Origin of the sequence: Pelosinus fermentans JBW45 (genome assembly GCF_000271665.2) — a bacterium.
In the GTDB taxonomy this organism is placed as follows: domain Bacteria; phylum Bacillota; class Negativicutes; order DSM-13327; family DSM-13327; genus Pelosinus; species Pelosinus baikalensis.
The window spans coordinates 3,982,052-4,002,910 of the sequence record NZ_CP010978.1; the positions used below are offsets into that span (position 1 = coordinate 3,982,052).

The following is a 20,859-nucleotide window of genomic DNA, read 5'->3' on the forward strand; positions in this document are numbered from 1 at the left end:
TAATATAGCTTTACTTAGATATTTTTCTAAATATGATGAAACAGTCTCTTGCAACTATGTATTCTCATAATAGCTGTAAAAATAAAAGTTTAAGGTTTGTATAATACATAGCAACAATAGGAGGTCATAAAGTGCCCATAAGATCTTTCATATTATTTGTATCTTGTCTATTAAGTATTTTACTATTGGGAGGTTGTACGAGTATGGAAAACAAAGTGGTTCCTGCAACTACCAAATACCCAGATAAGCCGATTACTCTCATTGTTCCCTTTGGAGTCGGCGGTGGAATAGATCTCGTCGCTCGTACGGTGGAAAAATCAGCCTCTACACATTTAGGACAGCCATTGGTAGTAGTTAACAAGCCAGGAGGAACTGGCACAATTGGATGGAATGAGGTAGCTGGTGCTCCTCCAGATGGTTATACTCTTGCAATGACAGGAATTGAAATCATATTGCAGCCATTGTATGGTCCAACCAAGTATCATTATCCAAGTGCGTTGGATCCAATTGCACAGATTACTGAATTATCCTTAATAATGGCAGTCCAATCCGATCAACCTTGGAATAGTCTTGAAGATTTGATTAATTATGCAAAAAAACACCCAGGAGAAGTAAAATTTGGTCACCCAGGTATAGGTGGTATAAACCATGTACTGGGAGAAACATTTGCCAAAGCGGCCAATATTCAATTAGAGCAAGTTCCTTTCCAAAGTGGCGCAGAGGCAATGTCAAACTTATTAGGCGGTCACATCCAAGTTGTTTTCCTTAATCCAGCAGCAGTGAAAGAACAGTTAAAAAGCGGAAAGGTAAAAGCACTAGCATTAGGAGGCGAAAAGCGACTAACCGACCCAGTCTTTGCAAATATACCTACCTTTAGAGAACAAGGCTTAGATGTAGTTTGTAATAGCTGGAATGGAATAGCTGCACCTAAGGGACTACCTGATGACGTAAAAAAGAAATTGAGTCAAGGAATTAAAAAAGTAATTGACGATCCAGAATTTCAAAAGAATATGGAAAATTTAGGATTACAAATTACTTATCTAGGACCAGAGGAATCTGAAGAAAAATGGCTGACAGATAGTCAAAAATTAACTAAAACGGTGCAAGAAACTGGCATTGCCGAAAAGATCAAAGAACAAAAGAAATAGTATCAATTTATTAACAACTCACGATTTACTTTAAAAAGGTGATGGTTCTTTTGCCATCACCTTCCTTTATAACTCTATTCGCTTATTTTTCTGGAATTTTCCTCAGTTTCAAACCAACCGAATGTGATTTTTCTAAAGGATGACCAATGCGATAGTACATTCTTTCCGGCGCGCTAAAGACAACAGGATTTACTTTCTCTAACGTTGGCATTCCCTTTTCATCAAGCACATGTTCTTCTGCCTTTGCATCTACAATTTCTCCGATAAACTGTGTGTGCATGCCAAGTTCGATTGCTTGTAATAACTTACATTCTAATATTAAAGGAAATTCCTGCACATAAGGGGCATCTACAAGATCACTTTTAACAGCTGTTAACTTGGCAATTGAAAACTTTTCTGAATTTTTTCCGCTGGCTATCCCTACATAATCCGTTTCAACTAAATGAATGCTGGAGGGTATACTAATGGTAAATGCTTGGTGATTTAGGATATTTTGATATGTAGCCCGAGGTTTCTGCAAGGATACTGCCACACACGGCGGAGCGGAGCAACAAATACCGCCCCAGGCAGCTGTCATGATATTAGGCTCACCACCTTCGCCATAAGAACCCACTACCCACACGGGAGATGGCATAGCAAACGTATTTGCACCTAATGATTTTTTCATATTGTTACCTCCTTCTTTTTAGACCCAAAATAGCAATATTATTTTTCCTATACCGAAAATATTTTTCATGATATAATATTAGACAATAAAAGTGGCTAAAACAAGTACGCACTTATTCGTAAGGTAGTATCCTTTTTTATACTGTTATGTCATTAGGAGTGAAATAATATGATTCAATACAAAAATATTCAATACCAATGTTCTATGGAATTAACCTTAGATCTCATTGGTGGAAAATGGAAATCCTTGATTCTTTGGCATTTAGGTGAAAATACACTGCGTTTTAGTGAACTGAAAAGAACTTTACCGCAAATCACCCAAAAAATGTTGACCCAGCAATTAAGAGACTTAGAAGCGGATGGACTTGTACATCGTTACATTTATACACAGATCCCCCCTAAAGTAGAATACTCCCTTACAGAAGCCGGAAAAAGTCTTTTACCCATATTAGCTACCTTATGCCAATGGGGACTTAACTATGCAAACGATGTTGAAACATCTACAAAAGACTTGCTCTGCCACCAGTCTGAATCTTCTTCCCTATCACAATAGTAGTCTCTCGAAAAATCTCATTCTTTGCCTGTTTACGGCTATGGAATAATAGTAAAGGTCTGGATTTCCTTAGGGAAGTCCAGACCTTTACTATTATTCTATAGTTCTTAATCACGATATCATCTTCTTCGACAAAATACCAAGGGATCTTCAAATATAATTTAATTTAATGATGTTAATACTCTATCTCAGCTTCATTGATAACCTTTACTCCGGAAGTTTCCTTTAACTTTTCCATTAAGGAAAACAGTGCCAAGTCCTTTTCTTTTGCTTCTATCATGACATCAAAATCACGATTACATTTCTTCGCGATATTTAAAAATCTCAAAAATTCATCCACATCAATATGATCCGCATGTGCTCTTCTATTTGAGCTTTCTCTTGCACTCGAAAAATGGATTTTAGGTATCCTGCTTCCCCAAGTTGCAAATATTTCTGGCAGAATATCATCAAGATGTATTCCCTCATTGCAGCAATCATCATGATGTACATCTAATACCATAGGTGCTTTTATCTCCTGGCAAAGGGTGAGTACATCCTTGGCAGTGTAGGATTTATCATCATTTTCAATAATGATCCGTTCTCGAAGGTTAGCAGGAAGCTGCTGAAATATCAGCTTAAAACGTTCGATTGACTGCGCTTTGTCTTTATATAATCCCCCCACATGCAGCACTAATTTAGCTTCGGCTCCCAATTCCATAGCCTCAAAAAGATTCACATGATACCGCAAATCTGCAAGGGCCGCTTCTACTACATGTTCAAGTGGACTATTCAAAATCGTAAAATGATCGGGATGAGCACTAACCCGTAATCCATGTTTTTTTACAATATCACCAATGGCAAGCAATTCTGAGCGAAAATCCTCACAATAATCCCACCCAAAAGCAATGGGATGGGTCGCTAGAGGAATTAGTTGGGAAGTAATCCGAAACACTTGAATATGATGGGCTACATTATAACGCATCACACGCAGCTGCGTAGCTAAATTTTCTTCTGCCAAACGCCTGAGCTTACTAATCTGATCTTCTTTATCCTTAATTTTGTTTAAGTTAAGTACAGTGGTTGTTTTATTGGGAGACCCCTGAGAAATACCTAAAGCTATGGCTACATACCCCAAGCGGATGCGCATAAACTAACCCCTTTCACACCAAAAATCATCGAATTTAGTCTGTCCAAAAGTACCTAACTTTACAGTTCCTATTCCTAATATTATGCCTCAATCCTAAAATTTTAAGATATTTCTGCAACAATATTATATTTTTAGCATAATTTAACAAGATTTACTACGAATAAGATTGACTATTTCCTATTTATGTTATTATAATAGTTATAATACAATTTAATACAAAGCATTTTGTCGCAATGCTGCGACAGCAAAGTACACGCTTATTAAAGCTGGCTCAACTGCCAGCTTTTTTTTATATATAAATATCTTTTTCTAAACTGAATATGTAACTTTTTATCTTTTTAAAAGGAGGCGCTCTCATTATGACAATCAGAAGAAAAATTTTAAGTGGATTTATGGTGGTCATCGCTTTAGTCTTTATTATGAGTGCATTTACTTATTTTCAAGTGGGTGAATTAAATTCAGCTTCAAAAGAAATTATGAGAGATAGTCTCTATCAGCTTGAGCTGGTTGAGGAACTTGCCATAGATGTATCAAATGAGGCTGTGGCTATGCGTCGTTTTAATTTCACAGGTGATTTGGCTGACGCAGCCACCTTTGATAACTATCGCAAATATGGCGACGATAAAATCAACAAACTCCAAGATGCATTATCCTTTCAAAACTCACAGGCTGTCTTAGAAACATTAAAGAAAGAAAAGTTGGCCTTTGATACCATTGCAGCAAAATCCATTGAAGCAAAACGTGCCAACAATATTGAACAGGTTGGTATTTACATGCAGCAGGCAGGCAAACCTTCTGAGAATTCCATATCGGCAACCAAAGAGCTTATATTATTAGTAAAAGGATATGTAAGAGAGCAAGAAGAACATAGTACGCAAAAAGCTAGTGAAGTACAACTGCTGCTAGTTCTCGTTAGCCTTTTCGTTGCAGCGATTGCCATTGGTATTAGCATCTATATCAGCCGGGGAATCTCCATGCCTGCAAAACTGGTTGCACAGGCTGCCTCAGAAATTACTCTCGGCAACCTCGCAGTAGATGATATTAGAATACAATCTTCCGACGAACTGGGTCAGTTAGCGGATTCCTTTAATCAAATGAAAAGTAATCTGCGTCTTGTAATTGAAAGGGTTGCCCATGCAGCCGATCAAGTCATGACCTCTTCCCAGCAGCTCACAGCAAGTGCCTCTCATTCCACGCAAGCTGCTGGTCAAATAGCGGCTTCCATATCCGATATGGCCCAGGGTGCCCAGATGCAGCTAACGACTTTTACTGAAACAACGGTTGCGGTACAACAAATGTCTGTTGGCATTCAACAAATCGCCAACAACGCTACGATTGTAGCCGGAAAATCCTCTCAAGCCTCCGAAACGGCGATCAAAGGTGGCGAATCGATAGAAAAGGCCATTAACCAAATGGCACAAATCGAAAAAACCGTAAATACCTCAGCCCAAGTCATCACAAAATTGGGAGAACAATCTAAAGAAATTGGACAAATCGTTAGTACTATATCTGGTATTGCAGGACAGACAAACCTACTGGCATTAAATGCTGCCATAGAGGCGGCCAGAGCCGGTGAACAAGGCAGAGGTTTTGCTGTAGTTGCAGAAGAAGTAAGAAAACTAGCTGAACAGTCTCAAGAAGCCGCTAAAAAAATAGCGCAGCTAATTGGAGAAATTCAAGGTGATACTACTGAAGCTGTGATTGCTATGACTAAGGGTACTAACGAGGTAAAAATAGGAGCCGAAGTTGTAGATGTGGCAGGAAATTCATTCCAGGAAATTGCCCAGCTCATACTCGAAGTATCAACGCAAATCAAAGATATTTCATCATCCATACAGCAGATTGCCGATGGCAGCCAAGTGATCGTATTATCGGTAAAAGAAATTGATGCTTTAAGTAAAAAGACTTCCGAAGAAACACAAACGGTATCAGCAGCCACCCAGGAGCAATCGGCATCAATGGAAGAAATCGCTTCCTCCAGCCAGATTTTAGGCGAAATGGCGCAGAATCTGCAGGAAGTCGTAAATAAATTCCGTTTTTAACAGGATTTTTTCATTGACAGATGCCTGTACTATCTGTTACAATACGTTAAAATACATATTTATTATCGATGAACAGGAAGAGTACACAATACACTAAGGGTTACAGCGAGCCAATGGCAGTGGAAGTTTGGCACTACTCGGTATGTGGAATGGGCCTGGGAGATACAGTCTGATCCGTAATGTACGGGGTAGGTGCTGTCGGGATTCTTCCGCCGTTATCAGGAAGCAGATATCGGACTGTATTTTATCCTGTATCTTGTAAAGCTGAGCTTTTTTCAAAAGCTAATCAGGGTGGCACCGCGAGTTAACTCCTCGTCCCTATATATGCACATGCATGTATAGAGACGAGGTTTTTTATTTTAAAAATGAAGGAGTGCGATTACGATGGAATTAGAAAAAAATGAATCAGAATTAACCATCCATGATAAAAATAAAGGCGGTCGCTATCGCTGGGTTACGATTACAACCTTACTTTTGGCTATTGGTGCTATTTTGCATTTAGTCAGTCCAAATATTGGCGGCGTAACTCCCAACTGGACCATTGCCATGTATTGTATTGCTATTAATTTAACTAAACCTACCTTTAAACAATCTTTTGGTATCGGTCTAGTTGCTGCGGCCATTAATATACCAACTTCTAAGTCCGCTTTTCCTTATGGCAACCTATTAAGTGAGCCCATTGGTGCTATTATATGTACATTGCTTGTCTGCCACACTTTTAATATGACATTAGGTAAGCTCAACATTAAGCCTGCCGTAACAGGATTTATCAGCACCGTGGCTAGCGGTATGACATTCATAACCATACTTAAGGTCGTACTTTCCCTACCTTTATCTGTGTATCTATACGCTATGATACCTGTCGTATTTACAGTAGCTGCTGCTAATGCGGCCATCACACAAATCCTCTATTTCCCAGCCAAAAAATTATTTGACTTGAAAGGTGATCAATAATGCCAGCCATAGCCCTGCAAAACTTCAGTTACGCCTACAATCATCCCAAAAAGGTTCTTGACAACATAACGATATCCATTGAGAAAGGATCCTTTTCTGTTATATTAGGTCCAAGCGGGGCAGGAAAAACAACACTTTGTCTAGCAGTAGCAGGAGCCGTTCCCCACTACTTTGGCGGCAGCTCTGCTGGGAAGGTCTATGTAGCTGGAATTCATACACAAGAATCTTCTATGCAGCAATTGGCACTCACAGTTGGTACTGTTTTACAAGATTATGAAACTCAATTAGTGACCATGACTGTAGAAGAAGAAGTTGCTTTCAGTCTTGAAAACATGGGGATTGTTCCCGAAGAAATTACACAAAGAGTCGAAGAGGTACTCGCCAAAGTTGGTTTGACAGGTTATGAAAAACAAGCCGTTACGGATTTATCCGGAGGGCAGAAACAACGCTTGGTCCTTGCCAGCGTTCTGGCAACCAATCCAAAAATACTTGTTCTGGACGAACCAACTTCCGCCCTAGACCCTGAAGGAACTTACTCATTATATAAACTCCTCAGTGACTTAAATCAAGAGCATGGTATCACAATACTGGTAGTCGAGCATGATATTGCCACCGTTCTTCCCTATGCAGATCAATTTATTCTATTAGAAAACGGTCAATTGATTTTGAATGGCACTCCTGAAAGTGTGCTCAGCTTCATGGCAAAAAAACAAATTTTTGCAGAAGCGATACCGCCCCTATGGCAGTTAAAGCTCATGATAGAAGAGCTTGCAACAAGGCAATTTGCCTCTTGGCATACAGAGGAAGAAGCCATCATACAGTTGGGCAAAGCCCTGGACGAGGAGGCCCGCAAAAATGCTTGAACTAAAAAATGTTTACTTCTCCTATAAAGCACAATCTCACGATATCCATGATGTTTCTTTAAGGGTAAATCCAGGAGAATTCTTGGCCATCGTTGGACGCAACGGTAGCGGTAAAACCACTCTGACTCGTCTGATGATGACATTAAAAAAACCAACGAAAGGTGAGCTCTTTTTTCAAGGAAATAGTTTAGCAAACGCGACTCCCGCCAAAATGGCACATCACATTGGTTATGTTTTTCAAAATCCCGACCGTCAAATCTTTCATGATACAGTAGCGGAAGAAGTAGCCTACGGCCCCAAGCAAATAGGCTGTACTCCAGAACAAATCCAGACTTTCGTTACCCAAGCACTAGAAGTCACCGGACTCTCTCATTTAGCTGCTACTTATCCTCTTTCCCTATCCAAAGGACAAAAGCAACGCCTTACCATTGCCTCGGCTTTGGCTATGCAGCCTAAAATACTGATTCTGGATGAACCTACTAGCGGCCAGGATGCTAGGGAACGTGACCAATTGTTGCAATTGTTATTAAAACTGCATCAACAAGGTACTACTATATTGTTAGTCACTCATGATATGGAATTCTTGTCTTCCTGTGCCCAAAGGGCTATCGTCATGAAAAAAGGGCAAAAAGTATTCGATGGTACTGTAGCTGAATTGTTCCATGATACGAACCAACTAACAGACTGGGGCCTAATCGAGCCAGCTGCCCTAAAGATCTCCCGCCAGCTTGCTTCTTTCCAAATATCGCAGACGACTTCCATCACACAACTAGGCAATCAAATTGCAAATCTTCTAAGGAGGAATAATGACCATGCAGAAAATAGCCCCCATCACTAAATTAGCGTTGACAATCTTTGTTACTATATGGTCAATTGTATTACAATCCCTTCCTGCCTTAACAGCACTTATTGTTTGCCAATTAATTCTTCTGGTTATCGCGAAAGTTGGATCAAGTATTTATAAGGGGATTGCCAGCTTATTTGTCTTTGCTGCCATCTTAGCTGGCATGCAGTACGCCATAAATAATGATATAATGCTTGCCGCCATTACTGCCAGCAAGATGATTGCCATGACTCTCGTCTTCTTCATTTTATTGGCGACCACAAGAATGCAGGACTTGTCGGCAGCTTTAGTTCTGCAATGCCACATTCCTTATGAATATGCATTTATGCTAACAGCAGCGCTGCGGTTCATCCCGGATTTTTTAGCAGAGAGCAAAGCCATCCAAGAAGCACAAGCTTGCCGGGGTTATTCCCCCCAAGGCAATGTACTGCAGCGTTTCTTCTCCTACATGGCGGTTATCAAACCTCTTGTTCTTAAAGCGGTTACAAAATCAGAAACAATGGCACTCAGCTTAGAATTGCGAGGTTTTGGCAGCCGAAAAACACGAAGTTTTAAGAATAATGTCACCCTCGCCTTGCAAGACTACGCAATGCTGCTTTCGATGATCCTATTCACCTCATACCTTGTGATACAAATCTACTAAAAAGCAGTGTCACTGATGTAATGTACTATGCTGCTTTTATAAAAGCCTGGGCGGCCTTAAAACATATAAAACAGATCGAACCACAAAAACGCAAAGGACACAAAGGAATGGCGGCATTTCTTTACTTATAAAATAGCCAGTGTGAAACCTAGTTTACAAGGTTTCACACTGGCTATTTTCTCAATGACCTATTTCCTCTAAGATAGTCTTTAATCGAGCTCTTTGTTCTTCTCGATCCAGGGGCATACCATATTGATAGCAGTCAAATACATCTGCGTCTTTAACGATTTCCTCAATGGGGCTTCCTACTTCTTTTTTGCTGCTATGATTTTTTGCAGCTGTTGCTAGTAATTCAACCTCTTCCACAGTAAAGCAGCCGCTCTCTTTAAGAAATAGCTTGAGAGGTTCATACCCTGCCATAGCATGATCACGCTGCTTCCCTGTAATAATACGACCATAATCGTGTATTGAACAAGCTATGGCGCTCAATTCAGGATCAGCGCCGCGCTTCAACGCAAGAATTCGTCCCACTGCTGCGCAGCTTGCCAAATGTATTCTTTCCCAACTTAACGTTATATCTCTTTCCACATCTGCACTTTCAAATTCCGCAATTTTATCCAGAATTTTTTCTTGAATCTCAAATACTCGATTCATAAAAAGACCTCCAAATCTACTTCACTTTTCTATTTGCCAAAGAAAAATCCACTAACTAGGATAAAAAAAACTACCGTTGATATACCAACATACAGCCAATCTTTTTCCTTTATAAATACTAATGCGGAAATTCCCACACGCATAATGGGCGTGCAAATCAATAAAACTAAACCTGCTAAGATAATTCCGAAAGGTTTCATATCAAAAGCCCCTGCAAAAATATCTCTAAGCCGTGTCGGATAAGAGTCTCCCGGATAGCCACCTTCCCCACTGCTTAAAAAGAGGACTAAGCCTAACAAAATAACCGCACCACTTACTAGCACACCAAAACGCAAAGACTTGCTAACAAAAATTTCAACTTCATTAATCTCTTTCGAAGATTTCTCTGTATCTTTATTCATCATTTCACTCACAATTTAACCCCCAATCCCTGTGCCATCATTTGTATGGCTACATACATGAGAACCGGAATAAATAGTTTACGAATGGTTTTACTTTTCATACGCTGCATAATCTTTGCTCCAATGGTAGCTCCTATCAATACGCCAATCGCCACTGGTGCCGATATAATGGGACTTATATCGCCTCTATACAAATAGATTCCCGCACTGGCAGCACCAGTAACACCCATCATAAAATTACTCGTTGCACTGGATACTTTTAAAGGAAGCTTCATAAAAACATCCATTGCCATTACTTTAAAGCTACCGCTTCCGATACCCAGTAATCCAGATATAATGCCAGCTCCATACATCACGCCGAAACCGCTATAAACATTATCCACTTTATAGGAAACATTTTTCTTTAGCGCTTTATCATAATACTCACCTTGCAGCTTTAATGTCTTTGCTACATTATGTAGAGGTACTTCTTCAGGCAATTCTTCTTTGGTTTTCTTAAGCATGGCTAGAGCAGAATACAACAATAACAGACCAAAAATGATATACAAAAGATTTGGCGAAATTAAACCTGCAATTAAGGCTCCTGTAATAGCACCTACTGTTGTCGCTATTTCCAAAAACATGCCCACTCGAATGTTTGTTATTCCATCCTTGATGTATGCAACTGCTGCACCGCTGGAAGTGGCAATAACAGAGATCAGACTTGCTCCAATGGCATGTTGAATATCCACTCCAAATAATAAGGTCAAAGCAGGTGTCACAATAATCCCACCGCCAAGACCTAAGATAGAGCCAAGTACACCTGCCGAAATAGAAACAAGCAGTATCTTAATAGCTACAATCGTCACATTTCTCACCCCAATAATTAAAATAATACCTAGACTATAAGTAGAAATAAAATATAGTTTCTTTTAACCTTTAACACAAGTATAATATAATATATACATTCGATCAATATTTATATGTTTTTTTTTACGTTGTAATAAAATTAGTGTTTGAAAGGAAGATACATACACTATGCAATTCAAGAATTTAGATGAAGTGGATAGAAAAATCCTTAAATTTTTATCAGAAAATGGACGTCTGAGCAACGCAGAGCTCGGTCGTCTTTTGAATTTAACGCGTGCGGCTGTCAGAGAACGTATTAACCAATTAATAGATCATGGAATTATTGATCGTTTTACCATTGTAGTCAACCCTCTTAAAGCTGGGAAAATGGTCTCCATGTATTTTAACATCAACGTAGAATGGTCTAAGATTGACTCCATTGCCGAAAAACTCTTTGCTGACCAGGAAATAACAAATGTATATCAGATGAGTGGTCACCCCCACTTACATGTACATGCCCTCTTTGATAACCAAGAACAAGGGAATCACTATATGCGCAAGCTGCAATCCATTGATGGCATTCAAAGCGTAGATTCTGAATTTTTAATCACTCGTTATAAAGAAAGAGGTGCTTTACTTCTCTAAATTTCGACATTCATCTGGTAGCAAGTATACCCTTTAGGCGATGAAAAATACAAAAAATCACAGGTGTATTACATTTTTTTTCGCAAACACTAAATCATAATAACCTCATTAAAGGAGGATGCTATGATGAATCATAAAAACAAACGTCATCGCACAATTTCGCGGTTTCAGAAAAAATTCAAGAATATAGCTGCAGCCGCCGTGGCTGGCGCCGCTATATTGTCTGGAGCCATGCTGCCCGGACTTGCAGCACCTGTCGCGCATGCTTCAGCCGATCCATCCAATGCAGATCCGCCAGCTGTTACCCAACAAGTCAAAGATACTAACACTTCCAAGTCAACGGAAAAAGCAAATCCATCAAATCAAGGTGATCAGCAAAAATCTAAAGACAATAAATCCAAGGACACTTCCTCCTCTGCCAAAGCACCCAGTAAGTATGAAGACGTCTTGGATATCACGGCCACTGCTTATGCGCCAGGAGCTCATGACAATGATCAATGGGGTGATAAAACCTATTTGGGCACACAAATACGTCCTGGTGTAGTTGCCGTTGACCCAAATGTTATTCCTTTAGGATCGCGCCTCTACATTCAGTATCCCAACGGACATGGTGAATACGCCGTAGCAGAGGATACGGGTGGAGCGATTAAGGGTAATCGTATTGATATTGCCAAAACATCCGTAGACAAAGCCCAGGATTTTGGCATGAAAGACGTAAAAGTATTTGTCGTTGAGAAAGGTGACAAATAGAATTCTAACACCCCTATCTTCCGATATTTGAAGAATAGGGGTGTTTTATATCATTTTGTGATAAAGTTTTTTAATGATTCAATGCTATTGAAATTCCTTAATTACTTTTTTCCTATATTCGTCGACTTCTTAAGTTAAATTATAGTTATTATTTTTCACAAATACTGCATACTCTGCCTTAACTGCTTTACATCAGCTATTTTAGGAGAATTGCGATACTTAAACAATAGAAGACGATTTCAATTTATAATCATCTATTTTATGGTGAGCTTACTTTTTAGTAAGCACCCTACCAAAAAGTGCGTTCTTGTCATTTCCGTTGATTTACTATAGACTGAACCAAATAAATGCTGTCGCCTAGCTTCAAGTAAGTCCAAAGGCGATACAAGAGGAGGAAATAATGAAAGTCATCGCTATTAATGGAAGTCCAAACAGTAAGGGTAATACGTATCATTCACTAGAACAAGTAGGAGAAGCATTACTAACCGAGGGAATTGAGTTTGAAATCATCCATATTGGCAATAAAATCATCAGAGGATGCTTAGCCTGTGGAGGCTGTGCTAACAACCTGAATGAACGCTGTGTCATTCCAAATGATGAAGTCAATGATTCTATCCAAAAAATCAAAGAAGCAGACGGTATTTTGCTGGGATCTCCTGTACATTTTTCAGGTATTGCCGGCACTATGAAATCCTTTTTAGATCGTGTTTTTTACGTAACAAGCGTAAATGGAGGATTACTCCGCCATAAAGTCGGAGCAACCCTCGTGGCAGTCCGCCGTTCCGGCGGTGTAGCAACTTTCGATGCTCTAAATCATTATATCAACTATGCCGAAATGATTATGCCAACCTCTAACTACTGGAATGTAATCCACGGTACAGCACCCGCAGAAGTCAAAGATGATCATGAAGGTCAGCAAATTCTTCGAGTTCTAGGCAAGAACATGGCTTGGCTTATGAAAACATTAGCTGCTGGAAAAGCGCAAGTACCACCTCTTCCTCAAGAAGAAAAGGTATTCACAAATTTCATACGCTAAAGCTAGTGTAACTGTAGTAAAGAACTTATATAACTCCCGCTTATATAAATAAAAGTATAAAGAGCAACAATCATAGACTGCTCCACAGCAGTCTATGATTGTTGCTCTTTATGCTTCTTTCTCAAAATGAATCATCAAATCAATAATTTCTGGACAATTACCAATTCGTATCGGTGGTCCCCATGTACCAAAACCGCAAGAGACAATTACCTGATAACGATCTTTTTTCAGATAACCCCAGTCAATTTCAAAAATGCGCTTGGTTATATACTGATTAGGAAAAAACTGTCCATGATGAGTATGCCCAGATAACTGCAGATCGACACCATTAAGCTGTCCTTCAGTCAACTTGAATGGCTGATGATCGAGCAGAATAATGGGCAGCTTTGTATCAATACCTTGCATTACTGCAGACAGATCCAGCCGCTGCTGCCCCGTTGCTTTAACTGATGTAGGATCATCCCGTCCAACGATATAAAACTGATTATTCACCAACTGGTATTCATCACGTAGCACGCTAATACCAGACTGTCTTAATTGCTCTATTGCACTTTGGCTATCACTTCCGAGATATTCATGATTTCCAAGCACTGCAAATACACCATATTGGGAATTTAATTTTTTTAAGCCTTCCGACATTTTTTTCTTGATGAAACGCTGCACATCTTCATCAATGGTATCTCCTACCAGAAATACAATATCAGGATTCAGTTCGTTGATTTTATTGACCATTTCTTCAAGACGGGTATTATCAACAATGGTACCAAGATGTACATCCGATACCATAACTGCATGGATACTTGATAAATTACTCACGCCTTTAGGAATCACCACATCATACTGTCGAACACGAGGATTACAAGCATTCCATCTCCCATAAGCCAAAAGAAATCCGACTAAAGTAATGACAGTCAAGCCCAAAGCTAGTCCTTGGATGATCTGTCTATGAAACAATACATCGCTTAGAAAACTCCCAACATCGATAATGATCCAGAATAGGAAAAAATAATACGCTGCCGCAAGCCAGTAATCCCCAATAATAATAACGATATCATTCGCAAATCCCGGAAATTTTATTCTCCCGATTCGCCCCACCAATTTAGAAATTGCTAAAAAGGTATATCCACTCCAATATAACACCGTATAAGGTTCTACTATGCTGCGGAAAGATTGAAAAAAGCGTAAACCAATATAATAATTACCTGCAGCGTAAATCAAAAGCAAAACACTCAATATCAGAATATAAGAATTCATCTACGACTCCTATTCCTTTCTATCCATGGAAAATAAGTTTACAAATGGAAACTCGCAAGTGACCAACTTCAAAATCAGTATGACTAGGATTAGAATTCTTAGAATAACAACCTTTTGGATTTTTTATTCAAATTTAGCAAATCGAGATTTCTTTACTTCATTCAATCCCATTAACTTATCCACACTATATTTGCCTGGTCCAACAAAGAATGCTGCAAAGAAACTTCCTCCATTTTCGAAGGATTGGGAAGCCTTCATTAACCCTTTGTCACTTAACATCTGAGTAGAAAAAGCAACAAGCATATTGATAGCTAACAATAAAGACATGGGACGATATAAGAATCCGATGGCAAAAAATAATCCTCCAAAAAATTCTGCAAAAGCGGACATAAAGCCCCAAAAAGCTGGAGCAAATGCAATACCAAATACCTCCATCGATTTCCCCAGAGCAGCCCATTTTTCAACTCCGCCAGCAATCTTAGGATATCCATGCCACATAAACATACCACCTAGCACCAAACGAAATACTAACAATCCAAGATCAATATAAGAAACGCTCCATTGATTAAGCCAAATCAAAAGTTTTTTCATATCCACTATCCCCTTTTTCTATATATTCTCATCTAAGTCATTAAATATAAAGACTCTACTTATTTGTATTTTACATTATAATGCAAATCCTGCTGGAGGTCTATCCCTAATGATTGTTTTTCTCACTGTAAGGACACGCTACTTTTATAGACATTATTTTACTAGGTCTATGGAAAATCCAAACAAATCGCAATTATGTCTTGACTATTGTTTAGATAAAGAATTATAATGTCTATAAATTCACTAGATAATATTAAGAGGTGTCTATAAAATGAACAACATTCCAGAATTATTTTGGCATGCAACGCAAAATGAAATCAAACAAGGGTATTTTTACAATGAAGATACCGATGAATTTACATGCCTCATCTGCGGCGAAAGTATTCGAAATGGCATCATCTATCCTGAAAATAATATCTTATATGAAGCAAAAAAATATATTGAAATTCATATTGCAAAATGCCATCATTCATCTTTTCATTTTTTGCTTAATTTAGATAAAAAATTAACCGGACTGACTGATCATCAAAAACTAATTCTTGAGCTTTTCTATGAAGGCAATAGTGATAATGATGTCGCAAAAGTACTGGGTACAGGCAGCACATCAACCATCCGCAATCATCGCTTTTCCTTACGAGAAAAGCAAAAACAAGCCAAAGTATTTTTAGCCATAATGGAGCTACTAGGAGAACAAATACCAAAGAAACAAAGTTTTATTGATATTCCACGTAATGCAAAGCAAGTAGATGAACGCTTTGCGATTACAAAGCAGGAGAACGAAAGTATTTTAAACAGTTATTTTAAACAAGGGCTTAACGGTCCGTTAGATTCGTTTCCTCTCAAAGAGAAGAAACGAGTAGCTATCTTACAGCATATTCTTAAGAAATTTACTGCCAATCAACGCTATACTGAAAAAGAAGTAAACGCCATACTAAAACCTTTGTATGAAGATTATGTACTTTTGCGCCGTCTTCTTATCGATTATGGATTTATGACACGAACTCAGGATGGCAGTTCCTACTGGCTTACATTGTAATTAAAGCATTATTTTGAAATAAAAAAAGGAGTTGATTCTCTTGGACAGAAAAAAAGAACTTAAACTGACATACAAGCAAACGTCCCTTCCTATGGGAGTGTACCAAATCAAAAATACTATTAATGGTAAAATCTTTGTCGGCAGCAGTATGAATTTACCTGGAATCTTCAATAGACACCGTTTTCAATTAAATGCAGCTTCCCATCCTATTAAGGACATGCAAGAGGACTGGCACCAATATGGTTCTGCTGCTTTTACTTGTGAGGTCCTTGAGGTCCTAAAACCAGAAGAAGTTATAAAAGAAGATTATCAAAAGACGATTTTAACCCTAGAAGACAAATGGCTAACCAATCTACAACCCTATGGTGAAAAAGGATACAATAAACTAAAAATAAAAAAGACTTGATTGGAGCTAGAGTATTTCCCCACCTGATTATTGTTAGGATATCCAATTTAAAATTCTTGAACCGCGAAGCTGGGAAGATCACGAAGAACAAAACACAATACTTTCTTTCTACTCTCGTAATTTATATTTCTGCTAAAATGGTAAATACTATATAATAAAAGACACGCACTAGATCAATCAATAAGGAGTGATACTATGGCTTATTGGCTTGCAAAAACAGAACCTGAAAGTTTCAGTTATAGTGATCTTGAGAAGTTGGGGCAGGACCGCTGGAATGGTGTAAAAAACTTTGCAGCATTAAAACATATGAAGCAAATGGAATTAGGTGACCTTGTCTTTATTTATCATACTGGAAAAGAAAAGGCGATTATCGGAGTGGCTGAAGTCATTTCAACTTTTTATCCTGACCCAAATGAGACTGATGAGCGTTTCATCGTAGTCGATGTTAAGCCACGTTATCCCTTAGACAGACCTGTAACATTAAAAGAAATCAAAAGTAATGCTCTCTTTCAAGAATGGGAACTCGTACGTCAATCACGTCTTTCCGTTATGCCTGTAAGCGAAGAACACTGGAAATACATACATACTAGCGCCAAGCAAGCTGCACCATAGCAACATTAAAAAGTACACCGCAGAGGCGTAGAGACGCTGAGCAAAAATAGATAGTGTAAAAAAATCCTCCTCTGCGCACTCTGTGCCTTTGCGGTTCGTAAAGCTTATATTCCCAACTTAAAAAACATAAAAAAAGCAAAAGCTAACGGAATAAATCCGCTAGCCTTAAAAAGAGCCCGCAATGATCTACGCTACAGCCAATACCGATCATTACATACCTATACGCAATCTTTCGACTACCCACAAGCATTACACAACCGATACTGACCTTTGCTCGACTGCCACAGATCCCTACCGAACCGGTCGCAATCTCCCGACAACGGCCGACCCCTATCACTTCAGAACCCATGGCAGTCTTAGCTCGACCGTTACACATCCCTTTTGACCATACGACAACAGTTGGGCTGCCGTACAGCCTTACAAGACATATAACGATCTGCCCGCCGACTACTGCCGAACCTCTCGACCCGACAATACTCTTTGGCCGACCAATGCCGAACCGATTAAGATCCGACACCAGTCTTGGCTCAACCATTACGAACCCTTTACACTACATATTATGTCTATAAAAAAAGAACTAATACCTGGAAGTTTTTGGTTTCTGCAATGACAAATTTGCCCTTTAAAGGAGCATACTATGAAATCACAATTACATGGACCTAATCGAAATCTTCCTCCTATAGAAGGTCATAATCAATGCCGAAAATCTCTCCGTTCTATGTAACAATGATTTAGAAAAACTAAAAGAATTATTATAAGAATTTTAAGAGTCTACAACTGGAACTTAGTTGTAGACTCTTTGTAGTTAAAAACCCACAATGATAATTATGCAGTATTACAAAGTATCGATTTGGGGAAACTATAGCATCATTATCTTTGAAGAGGTGTAAACATGAACCAACAAAGCTTCCCACCACAACATCAGAACCAGCAGCCGGGAGTTGAATCACAAATGAATCCCCGCCCCATTTCCATCAGTGATAACTATCGCTCCAGTAGTAAGCTGGAAAATAAGGTAGCTTTAATCAGCGGCGGGGACAGCGGCATAGGTCGCGCTGTAGCATTAGCCTTTGCCAGAGAGGGCGCCAATGTGGCTATCGCCTATCTTAATGAGCATGCTGACGCAGGTGAGACAAAAAAATTGGTGGAGGAAACAGGAAAACGCTGTTTAATAATTGCCGGCGACATTGGCAATGAAACCTTCTGCCAACAAGTCGTCGCAGAAACAATAAAAGAATTCGGTCAATTAGACATACTCGTCAATAATGCAGCTGAACAGCATGTACAGACAAGCCTTCAAAATATTTCTGCCTTACAGTTGGAAAGGACCTTTCGCACCAATATTTTTTCTTATTTCTACCTTAGCAAAGCAGCACTGCCACATTTAAAATATGGTAGTTCAATTATTAATACTGCTTCGGTCACTGCCTATGAGGGAAATGAACAATTAATTGACTACTCTGCAACCAAAGGTGCTATCGTTTCTTTTACTCGTTCCTTATCTCAATCTTTAATAGGGCAAGGCATCCGTGTCAATGGTGTAGCCCCCGGTCCCATTTGGACACCTCTGATTCCTGCTTCCTTTAACGACCAGCATGTAGCACAGTTCGGGCAAAATACTCCAATGAAACGTGCAGGTCAGCCCGCGGAAGTAGCCCCCTGCTATGTATTTCTCGCTTCCGTTGACTCAAGCTATATGTCAGGACAAATCCTTCACGTCAATGGCGGTACCATTGTAAATGGCTAATCCGCTAATCATACCTACAACTTGCTACATCTTACTCACAAAATTGTAAGAATAACGATAGCGCATCTTTTTAACCGCAGAGGCGCAGAGAACACAGAGAAAAGATAGATAGGGTTATAAAATAAATTTCCTCAGCGCGCTCTGCGCCTCTGCGGTTACACCATTCTTTCCTCTCTTTTCCACTAAAACATATACTTAAAAACGACCTTCGTGGTTCGTACTTTTCCTAATTATAATACTAATCGCCTTATTCCATCCCTATGTCATAGCCAAATGACATCTAAGGGGTTGCGATCTACCAGTCTTTGGTACTTATATTGTGGATAGCCAACCATCACGGTGCCGGTTATTTCTTTTCCTTCTGGTATGTTTAGCAAATCCAGTAAAGGTTTATAGCCTGAAAATGCGCACATTTCAAACAGTCCAGCCCAGCAAGATCCGAGCCCCAAGGTCGTTGCATACAATTCCAGGTATGTTAAAGCGAAAACTGTATTCTCACGCCCGCGGAAAAAATCTTTATTGGCAGTTGCCAAAATGATGTGGGGAGCCCCTCGAAAGATTGTATCTTTCTTATCCTCTCTATATGCTTTCACATGAAGAAGAAAACTCCAATGTACGGAAATTTGGCTCTCCATCCATTCAATTACTACTTCTATCAACTTCTCAATAAACTCTTTATTCTCTATAATTATATAAGATACACCCTGCCCATTACTGGCAGTCGGTGCAAAACGAGCGATTTCAACTAACTGCAATAATTGCTCGTGGGGCACAGATCTTTCTTTGTATTTACGAATGGATCGGCGGGATCTAAGAAATAATTGAGCCTCTTGTGCAGGTAACACTGGAAATTCTGCTAACGCAATTTGTTTATTGAGAGGTGCTTTTTTATTATCTAGCGCTTCATGTGGACATACAGCTACACAATGTCCGCAGGCAATACAGACCTCAGGAGCAATTGCTTCCGGACCATTTTTACTCATAGCTAAAACCCGAGTAGGACATACTTCAGTACAAATTCCACATCGGGTGCAGCGCTCTTGGTTAACTTCAATTAATCCCATCGGACTTGCCTCCTGCAAAACGGACCCCCATATCAAATGCCTTACTGCAATCTATGGGAAATACTTCTTCCCTTCGTTTCGCTTTTTCCACTGAATTAAATGAAGTTACCACATACTTGGAATAATCACTAAATTGATAGGTATCCGTAACTAACAATGATTCTGAGCTTCCAAATGTTCTGGCTAATGCCATTTCCGTATTCCGAAAATTATGCTCATATCCCATATCTTTCAGCCGCTTTCCATCCACATTCATTGTGTAAATGAAACCTGTTGGTATCTTCTTGGGGAAAAGGCTGGAGTAATTCTGATCATAGACTAGAAAAGGAAAGACGAATCTCTCTAGGAAGGATCTCATCTCACCAGTAGCTGCTCCTAAATAGACAGGCGAACCTAGAATAATGGCATCCGCTTCGGCTGCTTTTTCTAAAACAGGCGTCAACTCATCTTGATAAGCACACTTCCCATAACTTTTACCGTCTTTTAATTTACATGCGAAACAGCTTATACAGCCTTTAAAGTTTAGGTCGTACAGATGGATAAGCTCTGTGTCTGCACCTTGAGATGCTGCCCCCTCTAGAGCATGCTTTAGTAGGATTTGTGTATTCCACCCTTTTCTTGGACTACCGTTCAATGCTAACACCTTCATAAAACTACCTCCATTTTGTATTTTCTTTACCTATACTTCTCCATTCCATTGTATATTATTTTCTTCAAAAAGATAGTATGCACTTTTTAGTCAGATACTACCCAAAAGGATACCTCAAAATGAATCAAAGACACAAAGGAGGATTTTATATTTTTCAGATTCTCATACTTCCTGGCTGACGCAAAAAAGACCTCGCCAATTCTTTTCAAAAAGTGACGAAGCCTTTGGTTTTCCAATCAGCTTACTTCATTTATTATTGCTGTTATCCTACATCAATTCATATTTTGTGTCAACTGCCAACTTCACTATGCACCAGATATCATTCATAATAGAAAGACTTGTTG

24 protein-coding genes and 1 other annotated feature are annotated in these 20,859 nt (G+C 39.2%); of the genes, 14 read left to right on the forward strand and 10 right to left on the reverse strand.

The genetic code is table 11. From position 1 onward, the window contains the following. Nucleotides 1–203 precede the first annotated feature (203 nt). Nucleotides 204–1,148, forward strand: a complete 945-nt coding sequence (locus JBW_RS17650) for a Bug family tripartite tricarboxylate transporter substrate binding protein (RefSeq protein WP_036681961.1) — start codon at nt 204–206, stop codon at nt 1,146–1,148. 82 nt (nt 1,149–1,230) lie between these two features. Here the strand turns inward: JBW_RS17650 and JBW_RS17655 are convergent, their stop codons facing one another. Continuing rightward, nucleotides 1,231–1,815 carry a flavin reductase family protein gene (locus tag JBW_RS17655; protein ID WP_007960720.1) on the reverse strand — a complete coding sequence of 195 codons (585 nt, stop codon included), beginning with the start codon at nt 1,813–1,815 and terminating at the stop codon, nt 1,231–1,233. Between the two features lie 168 nt (nt 1,816–1,983). On the opposite strand from JBW_RS17655, the gene JBW_RS17660 reads away from it, so the two are divergent. Then, nucleotides 1,984–2,367 carry a winged helix-turn-helix transcriptional regulator gene (locus JBW_RS17660; protein ID WP_007960719.1) on the forward strand — a complete coding sequence of 128 codons (384 nt, stop codon included), beginning with the start codon at nt 1,984–1,986 and terminating at the stop codon, nt 2,365–2,367. Nucleotides 2,368–2,542: 175 nt separating this feature from the next. Here JBW_RS17660 and uvsE read toward each other — a convergent pair whose 3' ends face one another. Beyond that, nucleotides 2,543–3,496 carry a UV DNA damage repair endonuclease UvsE gene (uvsE, locus tag JBW_RS17665; RefSeq protein WP_007960717.1) on the reverse strand — a complete coding sequence of 318 codons (954 nt, stop codon included), beginning with the start codon at nt 3,494–3,496 and terminating at the stop codon, nt 2,543–2,545. A gap of 359 nt (nt 3,497–3,855) precedes the next feature. On the opposite strand from uvsE, the gene JBW_RS17670 reads away from it, so the two are divergent. From JBW_RS17670 to JBW_RS17690, 5 genes are all read left to right on the forward strand, one after another. Then, complete coding sequence (locus JBW_RS17670; protein ID WP_007960715.1) at nt 3,856–5,538, forward strand: methyl-accepting chemotaxis protein; 1,683 nt, start codon at nt 3,856–3,858, stop codon at nt 5,536–5,538. 59 nt (nt 5,539–5,597) lie between these two features. Then, nucleotides 5,598–5,861: a binding site (T-box leader), on the forward strand. 61 nt (nt 5,862–5,922) lie between these two features. Next, entirely contained in the window at nt 5,923–6,492 is a 570-nt protein-coding gene (locus JBW_RS17675; RefSeq protein WP_007960714.1) for a tryptophan transporter, read from the forward strand. Beyond that, a complete protein-coding gene (locus tag JBW_RS17680; protein ID WP_007960712.1) occupies nt 6,492–7,355 on the forward strand; it encodes an energy-coupling factor ABC transporter ATP-binding protein in 864 nt (287 codons plus the stop codon). The genes JBW_RS17675 and JBW_RS17680 overlap by 1 nt, the downstream gene beginning before the upstream one ends. Next, nucleotides 7,348–8,193 carry an energy-coupling factor ABC transporter ATP-binding protein gene (locus JBW_RS17685; protein ID WP_007960710.1) on the forward strand — a complete coding sequence of 282 codons (846 nt, stop codon included), beginning with the start codon at nt 7,348–7,350 and terminating at the stop codon, nt 8,191–8,193. The genes JBW_RS17680 and JBW_RS17685 overlap by 8 nt, the downstream gene beginning before the upstream one ends. Then, on the forward strand, nt 8,168–8,842 hold the full coding sequence (locus tag JBW_RS17690; protein ID WP_007960709.1) for an energy-coupling factor transporter transmembrane component T family protein: 675 nt from the start codon (nt 8,168–8,170) through the stop codon (nt 8,840–8,842). Before JBW_RS17685 ends, JBW_RS17690 begins: the two co-directional genes overlap by 26 nt. Nucleotides 8,843–9,022: 180 nt before the next feature. On the opposite strand, the gene JBW_RS17695 is transcribed toward JBW_RS17690, so the two are convergent. Genes JBW_RS17695 through JBW_RS17705 form a run of 3 tightly spaced genes read right to left on the reverse strand, consistent with a single transcriptional unit; the run spans nt 9,023 to nt 10,745 of the window. Beyond that, the gene (locus tag JBW_RS17695; RefSeq protein WP_007960708.1) at nt 9,023–9,496 is read right to left on the reverse strand and encodes an HD domain-containing protein; all 474 of its coding nucleotides are present in this window, start codon (nt 9,494–9,496) and stop codon (nt 9,023–9,025) included. 29 nt (nt 9,497–9,525) lie between these two features. Further along, a complete protein-coding gene (locus JBW_RS17700; RefSeq protein ID WP_071882521.1) occupies nt 9,526–9,900 on the reverse strand; it encodes a DUF1634 domain-containing protein in 375 nt (124 codons plus the stop codon). 5 nt (nt 9,901–9,905) lie between these two features. Continuing rightward, nucleotides 9,906–10,745, reverse strand: coding sequence for a sulfite exporter TauE/SafE family protein (locus JBW_RS17705; protein ID WP_007960705.1), 840 nt, complete (start codon nt 10,743–10,745; stop codon nt 9,906–9,908). Nucleotides 10,746–10,938: 193 nt separating this feature from the next. On the opposite strand from JBW_RS17705, the gene JBW_RS17710 reads away from it, so the two are divergent. The 3 genes from JBW_RS17710 (at nt 10,939) to JBW_RS17720 (ending at nt 13,156) form a co-directional block, all read left to right on the forward strand. Then, nucleotides 10,939–11,370: an Lrp/AsnC family transcriptional regulator gene (locus tag JBW_RS17710; protein WP_235333942.1), complete on the forward strand. Its 432-nt coding sequence runs from the start codon at nt 10,939–10,941 to the stop codon at nt 11,368–11,370. A gap of 126 nt (nt 11,371–11,496) precedes the next feature. Beyond that, nucleotides 11,497–12,120 carry a 3D domain-containing protein gene (locus JBW_RS26130; protein WP_007960703.1) on the forward strand — a complete coding sequence of 208 codons (624 nt, stop codon included), beginning with the start codon at nt 11,497–11,499 and terminating at the stop codon, nt 12,118–12,120. Between the two features lie 400 nt (nt 12,121–12,520). Continuing rightward, nucleotides 12,521–13,156 carry a flavodoxin family protein gene (locus JBW_RS17720; RefSeq protein ID WP_007960701.1) on the forward strand — a complete coding sequence of 212 codons (636 nt, stop codon included), beginning with the start codon at nt 12,521–12,523 and terminating at the stop codon, nt 13,154–13,156. A gap of 108 nt (nt 13,157–13,264) precedes the next feature. Here JBW_RS17720 and JBW_RS17725 read toward each other — a convergent pair whose 3' ends face one another. Beyond that, a complete protein-coding gene (locus JBW_RS17725) occupies nt 13,265–14,410 on the reverse strand; it encodes a metallophosphoesterase (RefSeq protein WP_007960699.1) in 1,146 nt (381 codons plus the stop codon). Between the two features lie 123 nt (nt 14,411–14,533). Then, on the reverse strand, nt 14,534–15,001 hold the full coding sequence (locus JBW_RS17730; RefSeq protein ID WP_007960697.1) for a DoxX family protein: 468 nt from the start codon (nt 14,999–15,001) through the stop codon (nt 14,534–14,536). Between the two features lie 271 nt (nt 15,002–15,272). Here JBW_RS17730 and JBW_RS17735 point away from each other — a divergent pair, with 271 nt between their 5' ends. From JBW_RS17735 to JBW_RS17745, 3 genes are all read left to right on the forward strand, one after another. Next, complete coding sequence (locus JBW_RS17735; protein ID WP_007960695.1) at nt 15,273–16,037, forward strand: DUF2087 domain-containing protein; 765 nt, start codon at nt 15,273–15,275, stop codon at nt 16,035–16,037. 40 nt (nt 16,038–16,077) lie between these two features. Further along, entirely contained in the window at nt 16,078–16,443 is a 366-nt protein-coding gene (locus JBW_RS17740; RefSeq protein WP_007960693.1) for a GIY-YIG nuclease family protein, read from the forward strand. A gap of 195 nt (nt 16,444–16,638) precedes the next feature. After that, complete coding sequence (locus tag JBW_RS17745) at nt 16,639–17,055, forward strand: EVE domain-containing protein (RefSeq protein ID WP_007960691.1); 417 nt, start codon at nt 16,639–16,641, stop codon at nt 17,053–17,055. A 142-nt stretch (nt 17,056–17,197) separates the two neighbouring features. Here the strand turns inward: JBW_RS17745 and JBW_RS17750 are convergent, their stop codons facing one another. After that, nucleotides 17,198–17,590: a hypothetical protein gene (locus JBW_RS17750; RefSeq protein ID WP_007960689.1), complete on the reverse strand. Its 393-nt coding sequence runs from the start codon at nt 17,588–17,590 to the stop codon at nt 17,198–17,200. Nucleotides 17,591–17,947: 357 nt separating this feature from the next. On the opposite strand from JBW_RS17750, the gene JBW_RS17755 reads away from it, so the two are divergent. Next, nucleotides 17,948–18,802 (forward strand): SDR family oxidoreductase, encoded by an 855-nt coding sequence (locus tag JBW_RS17755; protein ID WP_007960687.1) that lies wholly within the window; start codon nt 17,948–17,950, stop codon nt 18,800–18,802. 263 nt (nt 18,803–19,065) lie between these two features. Here the strand turns inward: JBW_RS17755 and JBW_RS17760 are convergent, their stop codons facing one another. Further along, nucleotides 19,066–19,866 (reverse strand): nitroreductase family protein, encoded by an 801-nt coding sequence (locus JBW_RS17760; RefSeq protein WP_007960683.1) that lies wholly within the window; start codon nt 19,864–19,866, stop codon nt 19,066–19,068. Continuing rightward, nucleotides 19,853–20,515, reverse strand: coding sequence for a flavodoxin family protein (locus tag JBW_RS17765; RefSeq protein WP_007960681.1), 663 nt, complete (start codon nt 20,513–20,515; stop codon nt 19,853–19,855). The genes JBW_RS17760 and JBW_RS17765 overlap by 14 nt, the downstream gene beginning before the upstream one ends. Nucleotides 20,516–20,859 lie beyond the last annotated feature (344 nt).